The following is a 12,807-nucleotide window of genomic DNA, read 5'->3' as shown; positions in this document are numbered from 1 at the left end:
TCTAGTCCCGGAAGGTCAGGCACTGGAGCATTGCCTGGGCCATGTACTTTTTCACCATGCGCTCGGAAACGCCCAGTTCGTTGCCGATTTCCCGGTATGTCAGGCCGTCCAGCACGGACAACAGGAAGGCGCGCCGCACGCGTCCGGGCAGGGTGCGGAACATGGCCTCGATCTCGTACAGGGCCTCCAGGATCAGATGGTGCTCTTCCGGCGAGGGGGTGACGGGCTCGGGGCGTTGTGCAAGTGCTTCCTGATAGGCGCGTTCGATGTCCCGGCGACGCCAGTGATTCACCACCAGGCCATGGGCAATGGTTGTCAGGTAGGCGCGGGGCCGACGAGCATGGTCGCCTTGATGCTGTCTCTGGAGTAGCCGCAGGAAGGCGTCCTGCGCCAGGTCTGCGGCGGTATCCGCACAGCCCAGACGCAGACGCAACCAGTTGAGTAGCCAGGAGTGGTGTTCCAGGTAAATGCTGGATACGGGTTGCCCCGTGCCCGGGCTGGCTGCACGCATTCGGTATCCCGGCTTGTGACGCGAATAGGAATTAATCGCATTAATATAGCCGAGTCCCGTCGATGCGTCAAAAAGCGACAGCCCCGTTCACAGGAGGTTTCAGTCACCTAGAAGTCCACGGTCAGCGCCATTTCCCATGTCCGGGGCGGGGAGTGGTCCAGGCCGCCGTCGCTGGCGGCATTCCAGGCGAAGTTGTCGAGGACGTTGATGACCCGGCCGTTCAGGCTCGCGCGGGTGCTGCCGTCCCAGAGACGGTAGCGGGCGCCGAGGTCCAGATCCGTGCGCGACAGGCGGAGCTGGCCGTCACGGCCGGCGCGGTAGCCACCCGTTCGGCTCAGGCGGCTGTTGATGGACAGGCCGGGCACCGAGCGCAGGGCGTAGTCCAGGGAGAGGTCGAGCTGGTGTCTGGCCTGGCCCAGCAGTGGCTGGTCATCGTCGCGCCGGGGGCGCTGGTATAGCCCGCCGGCCACCACCGTCAGCCCCGGAATCGGGTTGGCCGTGGCGGAGATCTCCACCCCGTCGTTTTCCAGGTCGCCCAGGAAGCGGTAGGTATCGTCGGTGTCCAGGCCGGCGTAGGGGCGTCGGATCCGGAACACGCCGGCGATCACCTGCAGGTTCGGGGACGGCTGCCACTCCAGGCCCGCGTCCTGTTGTCGGGTGCGTGCAGCCGGCAGCACGGCATTGGCGTTCCTGGCCGTGAACGGGGCCGAGCCGCTTTCCTCCAGCCCGCGGGTGACGCCGGCGTACCCGGTGAGTGTCCGGTTCAGCCGCACGGCCGCCCCCATGTTCCAGAGCAGAGGCCGTGACTCCACCGAGGAGCGCTCGCCAGTGCCGAAGGTGACGGTTTTGCGATAGTCCGCCCGCTGCAGGCCGGCGTTCAGCCGGACCCGGTCGCGCCAGGCCAGCTGCGCAGCGAGTCCGCCGCCGAGCTGCTGAACGCGGTCGCGGTCGGTGGGTGTGCTCTGCCAGTCCGGCTCCGCGTAATCCGGTGGCATGCCGTCGATGGCGATGGGGTCCTCGTCCAGCTGCGCAAAGCTGGGCGCGCCGGAGCGGGTCGTGGCGGAGCGAAACCGGACCAGGCCGGTGAGGCGAAGGGAGAACGATTCCCCGATCAGGTCGCGGCTCAGTTGGGTCTCGCCCGACCAGGCACGATCCGACTGTTCCGGAGAACGACGGACCATGGGGGTGCCCAGGCCGTCCGGCGTGACCTCGGTGAGGTATTCGAAGTAGGACGCAGGCCGACGGGCAGCGGCATGGAATACACCGCCGCGGAGTTGCCAGTCTGCCGCTGGTGCCGTGCTCAGAAAGCCACCGAGCACTTCCGAGACGCCGTCGTTACGGTGCCAGGACTGCTGTCGTTGCTTGCGTCGGCGGATCTCGGGCGGGGCGGTATTTCCTTCCGGGTAGTAGTGCAGCTCTTCCTCGTAGCTGCGGTACTGGCGCCGGGACAGGAGCAGGCCGGCTTCGTTGCTCTGCCCCCACCGCAGCGTCGGGGCCAGGGTCGCGTCCAGCATGCGGTAGTTGCTGCCACCGTCCTGACGGGCATCCGGGGCGTGGCGGACGGCGGCGGTCACCGATGCGCCGTCGGCCCGGCCAACGCGTACGTCCGCCTCGGCGACCGGGGAGCCGAAGCTCTCCCGGGCCAAGCGCACCCGCCCGGTGGAGCCCCCCTGGAGGCGTCGGGTGCGGTAATCGGCAATACCGCTGGGTGCGGGCAGCGGTTCGTCGAAGGCGGTCAGGCCAACCCGGATGGCGCTGGTGTCCACCAGGGTGCCGGGCAGGGTGCCGCGCTGGTCGAAGTACAGCCCGTTCAACCGTACATTACCCGCCCGGATCGGGCTGAATCCACGCGTGGAGCTGGCGCTGTACAGGCCCACGGAGTTCGTGCCCACGGTGAAACCGAAGGCGTCACCGGCCCGGGTCACGGCGTTGTCGTCGGCCAGGCCGGAGCGGGCGTCAGGCGCCGCTCCGGCCAGAACCGCCAGCACCAGAGCGCAGCAGGGCCAGAGTCGTTGTCGGCTCGGGGGAAGCAATCAGAACTCCAGCCGTGCGCTGCCGAAGACGGTTCTCGGGGCGCCCGGGGCGACCCGGAAGTTGCCGCCGGAGGCGGTGAAATGCCGCTCATCCGTGAGGTTCTTCACCCCGGCGTCCAGTCGCAGGCGGGTGCGCTCGCCGAGTGGCAGGTAGTACCACAGCCCGGCATCAACCAGGGTGTAGCTGCCCAGGCTCCAGGTGTGGGCGTTGTCGCCGTAGCGGTCACCCACGTGGGTGAGACCGGCGCCCATGCCCAGGCCGCGTAGCGGACTGTCGGGATTCTGGATCTCGTAGCTGGCCCAGATGTGGCCGGTGAGCGTGGGGACGTTTCCAGGCCGGTTGCCGTGGGTCGTCGCGTTGTTGCTGTTGATCTCGGTGTCCAGCACGCCCACGGCGCCGCGCAGATTGAACCCTTGCGCCGGGGCGGCCACTACGGAGACTTCCGCGCCGCGGGAGGACACTTCACCGGTGAGTTGGGGATCGCCGTCCACGGTTTCCACCACGTTGTCCTGGCGGATATCGAACACCGATGTGGTGACGTGGTAGCCGTCTTCCGGGGAGCGCCAGCGGACGCCAATCTCGTACTGCCGACCTTCCTCCGGCGGCATGCTCACCACCCGGCTGTCGCCACTGGAGAGGCTCTGCGGCTCGAAGGTGTCGGCGTAGTTGGTGAACAGTGCCAGTTGCGGTGCCACCTGCCACAGCAGACCGGCGCCCTTGGTGAGTTTGGTCCGGGTGGAGGGATCGTTGCGGGTGCTTTCGCCTGTTACAGCCAGATCGGCCTCGTGGGTCCCGGAGAACGCCTCGTAACGCAAGCCGAGATCCAGGGCCAGGTTCTCGGTCAGGTCGAAGGCGGTGGTGGCGAAAATGCCATAGTTGCGCTGCGTGGTCTCCTGGTCGGAGAGGAAACTGGGGTTGTCGATGTCGTTGACGATGGTGTGAGAGCCGGGGTTGCGGACGGTTCCCCCGGTCTGCGGCGCCCCGGCGGCAAAGGTATGATCCAGGTCGTCCTGGCGGAACTCGGTACCGATGGCCAGCCGGGTGGGGATGCGGTAGTCCAGTTCGCCGGTGAGCTGCAGCCGGGCGAAGGCGGTGGCCCGCTCACGGTCCTGGTTGCTGGTGACCGTGCGGGTGAGTTCGCCGCTCTCGGAAACATCATTGACCTCGACGCGGATGTCGTCGCTGGTCTCCCGTACATAGAGCAGCTTGGTTTCCGCCGCCCACGCGGGGTCGGCCAGCGGCACGTGCAGGTCCAGTTCCACCAGGTGATACTCCGCGTCCCGCTCGTTCAGGCCGGGGTCGTCAAAGCGCTTGTCCGGCGAGCCGCTGGCGATGCGTCGGCGGGAGTTGGCCCTGGGCACGGTAACGAAGCCCCGGTCCAGATCGCGGCGATCGCGGGAGTACTCGTGGTTCAGGTCCAGGCTGATGCCGCTGCTCCCCAGCCAGCTGAGGGAAGAGGAGATGAACTGGCGGTCCACGGTGGAATCGCGGAAAGTGTCGCTGTCCTCAGCGGCCGTAGTCACCCGGTAGGCGAAGTTGTCACCCGCCGGCCCGGTCAGGTCCGCCACGGCTCGGCGCTGGCCGTGCTCGTCGAACATGGTGCTGACCGAGCCCCTGGGGGTGTACTCGGGGCGCTTGGTTTCCACGTTGATGAGGCCGCCGGGTGGCATGCGGCCGATATCGGCCGACGGGCCCTTCAGCACCTGAATGCTGTCCACGGTGGCCGGGTCGATGCGCCCGCTGTAGTTCAGCGGGACGCCGTTGCGGTAGATGTTCTCGCTGCGGCGAAAGCCACGGATGAAGTAATCCTCCAGCGTGCCCCCGAAACCGTCGCCGCTGATCACATTGGGCGCAAAACGGTAGGCGTCTGCCATTTCCCGCGCCTGCTGGTCCAGCAATAGCTGCTCCGGTATGACATCGATGATGCGCGGGGTGTCTTCCACGTCTCGCGGCAGGCGCAGCAGGGTGTCGGCGTAGCTGCTTTCGTAGCGTGATTGGAGGGTGCCATGAACCGTCACTGCATCCAGCTGCACGCTGGCCCGATCCGTACTGCGTTCAAGGGCAACCGTCCTTGCATCCGTGAAACGCGCTTGCAGACCGGTATCGGCCAGCAGGTGGTCCAGTCCCTCGCGCGGGGTGTGGCTGCCCTGGAGGCCAGCGCTGTGCTTGCCGTCGGTCAGGCTGGCGTCGCCGGAGAGGAGGAGGCCGGTCTGGTCGGCGAAGGTATTCAGCACCTCGCCGAGCGGACCGGCAGAGATGGCGTACTGGCGGGTGGATTGTGTCGCGGAGTCCTGGGTCTCGGCGTAGGACGGCAGTGTGGGCTGCAGGCCGATGGTGAGCACGGCGAATGCAATGATACTGCGTTTGCGCGCAGATCGGCCCGCGGCGGTCGAGTGGGTCGCTGGCATGGTTCCCCCCTGGGACGTGTGCTTCGGCTGAATGGGTTGTCAGGGTTGTTGCCACTCGGGAACGAAAAAGGGGAACCGCACCAGCGGATTCTCCACGTGTGCCCAGGACGATGCCGGCCACCCGAGGGCCGGCATCGTCCTGGGCGGGTTAGTGCGTGTACCGCAAGGTAAGCATGACGTTGCGCGGCTCCCCGTAATGACTGCCACGGGTGTTGCCGGCCACGCGGGCGTAGTACTTCCGGTCGGTGAGGTTCCTGCCGTTGAGGGCGAGATCCAGGTGCGGGTTGAAGCGGTAGCCGGCCATGGCCGACACCAGCGTGTATCCACCCTGGGACCAGCGGGTGTCGCCGCTCTCGGCATAGACGCCGCTGGTCGTACGCAGTCCGGCGCCCACCCGCCAGCCCCGGTCCCGGTTATCGGAAAAGCGGTAGCGGGTCCACAGGTTGAGGTTGTGTCGCGGTGTCTCGGGAGAGAGGGCAAGCCCCTCCTGATCCGGGTCCCGCAGGTATTCCGTTCGGGTGTAGGCGTATCCCGCCGTAATGTCCCAGCGCGGGAGCAGCTCGCCGGCGATCTCCAGTTCCACGCCTTCGCTGCGCGCCTTGCCGGCAGCCACCGATGCCCCGGGCGTATCGGGGTGGGCCACGGCGCGGTCCTCGTCGGTGATCCGGAATGCCGCGGCGTGCCAGTTGAGCTGCTGGCCGAAGTGTTCCCCTTTGATGCCCAGCTCCACCTGGTTGCCGGTGCGCGGTTGCAGGCTGTCGCCGTCGGCATCCTGCGCCGTCTGCGGCTGGAAGATGCTGCTGTAGCTGCCGTAAAGCGATAGCGCCGGGGAAATGTCCTGGATCACGCCCGCATAGGGCGTGAACTCCCGGTTGATGCGGTAGCTGTTGTCCGGGTTCAGCCGGTCTCGCGTGTTCCACCAGGTCAGTCGTCCCCCGCCGATGACTGCTGTGGAGTCGGTGACATGAAAGCGCCCCTGGGTGTACAGACCTGTCTCATCGGTCTTGTTGTCGGCGCTTGGCGCGAACTCGAACGACGGTCGGGGGGTGCTCCGGTCCGGGGCGGTGATGTCCCGCTCGATGTACTGGGGGTCGCCGGAGCCCCAGTCGAACTGGTGGTCGCTGATGCGGTGGCTGGCGCCGACCGTGAGTTGATGAACCCGGCCCAGCAGGTCCACGGGGGTGGTCAGGTAGGCGTCGACGAACTGATCCTGGTAGGTGGCATCTTCCGCCCACTGGAAGAACTCGGCGGTGCTGGAGCCGGGCTCCACGAACGAAGAGCCGGCGCTGCTTTGCATCATCTCCGATCGCCGTTCCGTGTGGCTGGCGTGCAGGTGCAGGTCCGCGCCATTGTCCAGCGCCACGTCGAGTTCGGCGAAGTAGCGCTCGATGCGCTCATCCCGGCGGTCCCAGCGGGCGCCCAGGTAGGTGGAGCGGCTGACGTCCATCAGCTCGCCGTCCGAGCGGTTGGGAATGCCGAAGTGGGAGCGCGATTCGCCGTCCTGGATGATGAACCCGGCGGATGCCGTCGCCGCGGAGGACAGGTCGTATTCCAGGGTGCCGTAGCCCATCCTGCGGGTGGCGTAGACGTGGTCGATGTAGGAGTTGCGGTCGTCGTAGACCAGCACGGCCCGCCCACGAAGGCGGCCGGACTCGTCGATGGCACCCGTGACGTCCAGCTCACCCCGGTAGGCGTCCCAGGAGCCGGCCGACGCGGTCAGGTCAACGCCGGGGGTCTCCAGGGCACGTTTTCGCGCCAGGTTGATGCTGCCGCTGGGTTCCCCCGAGCCCTGTAGAAGGCCGGTGGGGCCCCGCAGGACCTCCACGCGATCCGCGATGGCGGTATCGAATCCCACATCGCGGACGCCGAGCTGGTTGCGGATCGGGCTGCCGTCGATCAGCAGCGTGCCGATGGGGTACCCCCGGGAGGTGAAGTTGAACGCGTTGGGGCCGGATCGCTCCACCGTCATGCCTGCGGTGTGTTCCATGGCGTCGGCCAGGGTAGTGGCGGCCTGGTCATCCATGCGTTCCCGGGTAACGACGCTGACGGACTGGGGAATATCGCGGACGCGCTGACGGCCGCGGCCGATGGTGACCTCACTCGAGGTGTAGCTGTCGGAGCCTTCGGTCGTGAAACCAGGGGTCGATGCCGTGACACCGATTGGTGCCAGCTGGATGCTCCCGGTATCGGGAACACGCTCGAGGGCCAGAGTGCCGGTATCCGTCTCCCGATACCGGAGGCCCGTGTCGGCCAGCAGCCGTTCCAGCGCTTCGTGGACGGTGTAGTCGCCGCGCACGCCCTGGGTGTGACGGTCCTCGGTCAACTCGGCGATCCCCGCCAGGTAAACGCCCGATGTGCTGATGAAGTGGCTGAGTGCCTGATCCAGCGGGCCGGCGGGGATGTCGTAGTTGCGGGTTTCGCTCTGGGCGGCCTCGGTCGCGGGTTCGGTCTGTGCGATTGCCGGGATCGGGAGCGCTATCGCCGCTGCGCAGGTCAGGCAGGCGGCCAGCGTGAGGGCGTTCCGCTGTTGGCGTGGCTGTCGCTTGGACGGGTTCACGGCGTTGACTCTCCTCGTCGGTGGTGATCGTGGGACGTGCGCTTCTGTCCTGGGAATCGAACGGGGAAGGCAAACCCGGAACCGCGGGGCGTTACGGAGGAGAGTCGTTGGCGGCCTTGATGGTGGTCCACCAGGGAAGGGGACGGTGGATGGTGATCGGGAGGACGTCGGCCAGCATGGCCAGGGACCGCTCCGTGTCCTGTGCCGGGTAGCCGCCGACAACCCGCAGGCCGGCGACGTCCGGGTCCACACCGAGATGACCCCGTTGATAGCGGGCCAGCTCGGCGACGAGCTCGTCCAGGGGCGTGTCGCGAGCGAGGATCACGCCCCGGGACCACGCATCGTGGGTCGCGTCGGCCGTGCCACGGGAGAGTAGGCCATCCCTATTGAAGCGGGCCTGCTCACCGGCGTGCACCACGGTTTCCCCGGCGGTGCCGTCGGGCCTGATGGCCACCGCGCCCTCGAACACGACCAGTTGGGTGGCGTCCTGATTCCCGCGCACGGTAAAGCGGGTCCCCAGGGCGCGCAGACTGCCGTGGTCGGTGTCCACCATGAACGGGCGGCCCGGGTCGCCGGCGGTCTCTACAAGGATTTCTCCGGTAACCAGGCGCAGCCGGCGCAGTGAGGGACTGAAAGCCGTGTTGACGGCGCTGGCGGTGTTCAGCCACAGGCGGCTGCCGTCGTCCAGCCGTACCTGGCGTATCTCGCCGACGGCGCTTCGGTAGTCCGCCTGCCAGTTCGCCACCAACCCTGGTAGTGGTGTGTGACGCCAGCTGGCCCAGGCCACCATGCCCGTGCCGATCAGGCCCGCCAGGCTGCCCAGGGCCTGGCGCCGGCTGACCCGGCGTCCGCGAACGCGGTCCAGGGTGGACGCCGTGGTGTGCGGGCCCGTGGTGCCCTGCAAGGCCTGGAATCGGCGACCGACGGCCTCCACGTAGTGCCACGCTTCCCGGTGCGCGTTGTCATCCTCCAGCCATTGTTGCCACTGGGCGCGCAGGTCGCTGTCCGCGGGGGCGGAGCGTAACAGGGCGAACCATTCCGCGGCGGCCTCCAGGGCGGCGTGGGACACGGACTCGGTGGCGGGGGTGTCGTGGCCGGACATGGTCGATCACGGCTCCCCGTGTAGGAGGTCTGTCTCCAGGGCGGCGCAGTGCAGCATGGCTCGGGCCACGTACTTGCGCACCATGCGGTCGGAGACCCCCAGTGCCTGCCCGACTTCCCGGTCGGTCATGTTCAGCACCATGGCCATCACGAAGGCGCGGGCGGCCTTGTCCGGCAGCGTGCGGAGCATGGAATCGATCTCGGCGATGGCCTGGATGACGGCCGTTTGCTGCTCGGCCGAGGGCGCCACCGGCACCGGCGCGGCGGCGAGGGTCTCCAGGTAGGCCTGCTCGATCTCCCGGCGGCGCCACAGGTCCACACACAACCCCCTGGCCATGGTGCTCAGATACGCACGGGCACCATCGAAGCTGTCGAACCGGCGCGGCCGCGCCAGCAGGCGCAGGAACGCATCGTGGGCCAGGTCGGCCGCATCCGCTGCGTTGCCCAGGCGACGGCGGAGCAACCGGTACAGCCAGTCGCCGTGGTCCTCGTAGAGCTGTCGGCAGGCGGTCATGGCGTGGTTGCTCCGGAGTCTTTGGCCTAGAAATCGAGGCTGTAGCCCAGGGTCACGGTGCGCCCGCGGCCGCGGAAGTACTGGTCGTCGCCGTCCCGCGCGGTCTGCGAATAGTAGGTGAAGTACGTCTCGTCCAGGACGTTCTCGACCCCCAGGCGCATGCTGCCCGCCGGAAGCTGGTAGGCGACGGAGGCGTCCACCAGGGTGTGGCCGTCGAAGCGGTCCAGGTTGGGGTTGGGCTGGTCGCTGAAGCGCTTGCTGAACGAGTGATTGACCTGGAGCCGGGTGGCGAGCCGGGGTGTCCAGCCGGCGTCCCAGCCCACGCTCAGGCGCTCCGGGGCGATGTCGATGCCGGTGAGCCGGGTGTCCACGCGGCCGTCGCCGGTGGTGTCGGACTTGCCGCGGCTGCGCGCCCAGGATGCGTTGAGGCGGTGGCTGTCGTTGACCTGCAGGCGACCGCTGACTTCCACGCCCTGGATCTCGGTTTTCTCCCGCTGGCCCACGAAGACGCCGTCCCGCTGCTCCAGCCGCTGCCCCAGGTCGGAGTTGGACTGGAAGTAGCTCACCTCCAGGTTGACCGGGTGCCAGTTGATGCGCGTGCCGATCTCGATGTTGTCGGTGACGATGGGGTCGAGTTCCAGCAGCTCGTCCACGTCGCGCCCAGGTTCGTCGATGCCGCGTAACACCCGGCCCACGTCCGGCATGCCGAAGCCTTCCGAGTAGTTGGCGAAGAGCTGGGCCCAATCCGTTGCCTGGTAGACCAGGCCGACGTTGAACAGTGTCTCGTCAAAGCTGGGTTGGCCGCCCCCTACGGACACGTTGTCCTGGGTGACGTCGTCGCGATCGATGGTGCTGAACGAGTCCACGTCCAGATGGGCGTATTCCTGGCGTACGCCGGCGTGCAGGGCGAGGGGCTCCAGCAGCTGGAACTCCCCCTGCAGGAAGGCGGCGATGTTGCGGTAGCGGGTTTCCGGGACGTAGTCGCGGTTGGTCTGTACCAGCGTCTGTCGGGTCTTGTCCTGTATCAGGTCGAGACCGGTGGCGATCCCCAGCCGGTTGTTGAGCAGGCCCTCCCGGCGCAGTGTGAACTTCGCCCCCAGTTTGTCCGATTCGTTGCGGGTCTGGTCGAGGCGTTCGTTGCCGTCCGCGTCCTGGTAGGGGAAGTGCGGCGAGCTGCCAAACTGGGCGCGGAAGCGCTGGTAGTAGAGCTGTGCATCCAGTTCGTTGCCGCGCCAGTTGCCGTGGGAGTAGGTCAGGTTGGCCGTGGCTGCCCGGTTGTAGGGGGACTGGCCGTCAGGTGATCCGCGCCGGGAGGTGGTTGGTTCGCCCGCGTCACGGTCGCCGTCCACCAGCGCGTAGTTGCCGTCGTTGTGCATCTCGAAGCGGTTGATGGACAGCTGCAGGTTCTGGTTTTCGTCCAGCCAGTAGCCGAGCTTGCCGAACATGTCGTAGCTGGTGGAGTCCTGAATGTCCCCCTGGACCGGGTCGACGCCGACGCGCGTGCCGTCGCCATCGAAGAAGGCGCCGTGCTCGTGGCGGGTCAGGGCCAGCAGGTAGTCCCAGTCCTCCCTCTGGCCGCTGCTCTGATAGCCCAGCTTGTGGCCCAGCCCCTCGGAGGAGAGGTCGGTGCCGGCGGTGATGCTGGCCGCCACCCGCTGGTTCACCGGGCCGCCGTCGGCGCTCTTGGTCACGAGGTTGATGACCCCGCCGGTGGCGCCCAGGCCGTGCTCTGCGCTGGCGCCGTGGATCACCTCGATACGCTCGATGATGTCCAGGTCCACGGTGTAGCTGTCGCGGGAGCTGTCACGGAGCGGATTGGATTGCGGCACGCCGTCGATCATGACCAGCGGCGAGCGGCCGCGGAACGTCTCCCCGGAGTTGGTCATCTTCTGGCGGCTGGGCGAGTAGCCGGGGATCAGGTTGCTCAGGATCTGGCCGCGGTCGCTGGTGATGGCCAGCTGCTGCTCGATCTGTTCGCGGTCGATGACCGTCATCTTCTGCGGCGTCTGCCCGGCCTCCGCCCGGCTACGGGTGGCAGAGACCTCCAGTGGCGAAAGCGCTGCAGCCTGTTCGTCCTGGGCTAACGCCGTGGAGGTGGTCAGCGGTAGGTTCACACCCAGAAAGAGAGAGATGAGTGGAAGCATACGCGCCTTGTGGGGCGGTTCCATGCTGTGTCCTCCCTGAATGGTGGAGTGAGCGTGCCTTGCGGCAGCCGGGCGTCGGTCCGGTCGACGCGGGGTTGAGGGAGCCCGGTTCAGATATGAAATGTGACGCGAATGATAATGATTCGTAATCCGCTTTACAAGCTGAGGAGCACGGGACCCGGTCGGCCGCGTCATCGAAACGGAAATAGGCACTTGCAAATGAGGGAGACCGGTCAGTAACGTATGCCCATGGTTTGAGCCATGGGGGGTAATGGCAATGAGCATTGTCGACAACACGCCGGAAGAGGCGGCACCGGACCGGCGTGGGGTCGACTCCACCACCGCCTGGTTCGCCTGCGGTCTGTCGTTGGTGGCGCTGTTCTTCGCATTCGGCGTGGCCTACAGCTACGGCGTGTTCTTCTCCTCGATCACGCAGGAGTTCGGTGCCCAAAGCGCCAGCGCGGCCGGATTGTTCTCCGTTACCTCGCTGCTTTTCTTTGGTTTGGGGTGTCTCTCCGGACCGTTGTCCGACCGGGTGGGGCCGAAGCCGCTGCTCATTGCCGGGGGGCTGATCATGGCGCTGGGGCTGGCAGGTACGGCGCGGGCGCCGTCATTGCTCCACGCCTATGTGACCTATGGCCTCGGGGTTGGTATCGGCGTCGGGTGTATCTACGTGCCGGTCGTGGCGGCGGTGGGCCGCTGGTTCGACCGCTCCCAGGCCATGGCCCTGGGGGTCGCCGTGTCCGGAATCGGCCTCGGGACGCTCGGGGTGCCACCGTTGTCCGCGTGGTTGATCGAGCTCTTCGGCTGGCGTGGCGTGTATGACCTCTATGCCGTTGTTGTAGCCATGGTGCTGCTGATGGCGGGCTTGCTGTACCCGGCGCCTGCAAGGGCGCCGAAGCGCGCGGCCCTGGCCGGGCGGGCGTGGCGCAGTCGACGGTTCGCTCGCGTGTATCTGGCAACGCTGTTGCTGAACGTTGTTCTCTACGTACCCTTCGTGCACTTGCCCGCAGCCGCAAAAGCAGCCGGTATCGAACCCGTGCACGCGGCGGGGCTGGTGGGAATTCTCGGCCTGTCCAGTGTCATCGGACGCCTCATCGTTGGCCCACTGGGGGATCGTCTGCCACAGCTCGGTCTGTACAAGGGGTGTTTTGCCCTGATCAGCGCAAGCTTCCTGATCTGGCTCCTGGCGGCGGACAGTTACACCTGGCTGGTCGTCTTCGCGGTCGTGATCGGGGCCGGTTACGGTGCCTATATCGCGTTGACCCCGGTCGTCCTCGCGACCCTGTTCGGTCAGGACGCGCTGGCGCGGCTTCTGGGGATCGTCTATACCGCGGTGGCTCTGGGGGCGGCGACCGGGCCGCTTCTGGCCGGGTTGGGCGTTGATCTTCTCGAGGCCTACACGGCGGTATTGATCATCCTGTCCGGCATCGCCTTGCTCAGTCTGCTCGTCATCCTGCCCACGGGCGTCGACGCAGAAGCGCCCCGTACAAGGTAACCGGTCCGGCTTTGAAGAACGGCGGGTTGCACCAGACCGC

Annotated in this window: 8 protein-coding genes; 1 reads left to right on the top strand and 7 read right to left on the bottom strand. The window is 67.2% G+C overall.

What is annotated here, in order from left to right; all coding sequences use genetic code 11:
- Position 1: 1 nt before the first annotated feature.
- The 7 genes from BMZ02_RS09340 to BMZ02_RS09310 all read right to left on the bottom strand — a co-directional run bounded on the left by BMZ02_RS09340 (position 2) and on the right by BMZ02_RS09310 (position 11,293).
- Positions 2-511 (bottom strand): sigma-70 family RNA polymerase sigma factor, encoded by a 510-nt coding sequence (locus BMZ02_RS09340; RefSeq protein ID WP_091642642.1) that lies wholly within the window; start codon positions 509-511, stop codon positions 2-4.
- A gap of 107 nt (positions 512-618) precedes the next feature.
- On the bottom strand, positions 619-2,544 hold the full coding sequence (locus BMZ02_RS09335) for a porin family protein (RefSeq protein ID WP_139209184.1): 1,926 nt from the start codon (positions 2,542-2,544) through the stop codon (positions 619-621).
- Positions 2,545-4,953: a TonB-dependent receptor gene (locus BMZ02_RS09330; RefSeq protein WP_091642636.1), complete on the bottom strand. Its 2,409-nt coding sequence runs from the start codon at positions 4,951-4,953 to the stop codon at positions 2,545-2,547.
- 148 nt (positions 4,954-5,101) lie between these two features.
- A complete protein-coding gene (locus tag BMZ02_RS09325; RefSeq protein ID WP_091642633.1) occupies positions 5,102-7,510 on the bottom strand; it encodes a TonB-dependent siderophore receptor in 2,409 nt (802 codons plus the stop codon).
- A gap of 91 nt (positions 7,511-7,601) precedes the next feature.
- Entirely contained in the window at positions 7,602-8,612 is a 1,011-nt protein-coding gene (locus BMZ02_RS09320) for a FecR domain-containing protein (protein WP_216110783.1), read from the bottom strand.
- A 6-nt stretch (positions 8,613-8,618) separates the two neighbouring features.
- Complete coding sequence (locus BMZ02_RS09315; RefSeq protein ID WP_091642630.1) at positions 8,619-9,125, bottom strand: sigma-70 family RNA polymerase sigma factor; 507 nt, start codon at positions 9,123-9,125, stop codon at positions 8,619-8,621.
- A gap of 26 nt (positions 9,126-9,151) precedes the next feature.
- Positions 9,152-11,293 (bottom strand): TonB-dependent receptor, encoded by a 2,142-nt coding sequence (locus BMZ02_RS09310; protein ID WP_091642627.1) that lies wholly within the window; start codon positions 11,291-11,293, stop codon positions 9,152-9,154.
- Between the two features lie 253 nt (positions 11,294-11,546).
- Here BMZ02_RS09310 and BMZ02_RS09305 point away from each other — a divergent pair, with 253 nt between their 5' ends.
- Positions 11,547-12,767, top strand: a complete 1,221-nt coding sequence (locus tag BMZ02_RS09305) for an MFS transporter (RefSeq protein ID WP_091642625.1) — start codon at positions 11,547-11,549, stop codon at positions 12,765-12,767.
- The last annotated feature ends 40 nt before the right edge of the window (positions 12,768-12,807 follow it).

Source organism: Aquisalimonas asiatica, assembly GCF_900110585.1.
Taxonomy (GTDB): domain Bacteria; phylum Pseudomonadota; class Gammaproteobacteria; order Nitrococcales; family Aquisalimonadaceae; genus Aquisalimonas; species Aquisalimonas asiatica.
The sequence above is the reverse complement of the archived record's forward strand: the minus strand, read 5'-3'. Positions and strand labels throughout refer to the sequence as shown.

Coding starts and splice junctions, on each gene's coding strand:
- BMZ02_RS09340 (WP_091642642.1), bottom strand. CDS start 511: ATGCGTGCAGCCAGCCCGGGCACGGGGCAACCCGTATCCAGCATTTAC.
- BMZ02_RS09330 (WP_091642636.1), bottom strand. CDS start 4,953: ATGCCAGCGACCCACTCGACCGCCGCGGGCCGATCTGCGCGCAAACGC.
- BMZ02_RS09320 (WP_216110783.1), bottom strand. CDS start 8,612: ATGTCCGGCCACGACACCCCCGCCACCGAGTCCGTGTCCCACGCCGCC.
- BMZ02_RS09315 (WP_091642630.1), bottom strand. CDS start 9,125: ATGACCGCCTGCCGACAGCTCTACGAGGACCACGGCGACTGGCTGTAC.
- BMZ02_RS09310 (WP_091642627.1), bottom strand. CDS start 11,293: ATGGAACCGCCCCACAAGGCGCGTATGCTTCCACTCATCTCTCTCTTT.
- BMZ02_RS09305 (WP_091642625.1), top strand. CDS start 11,547: ATGAGCATTGTCGACAACACGCCGGAAGAGGCGGCACCGGACCGGCGT.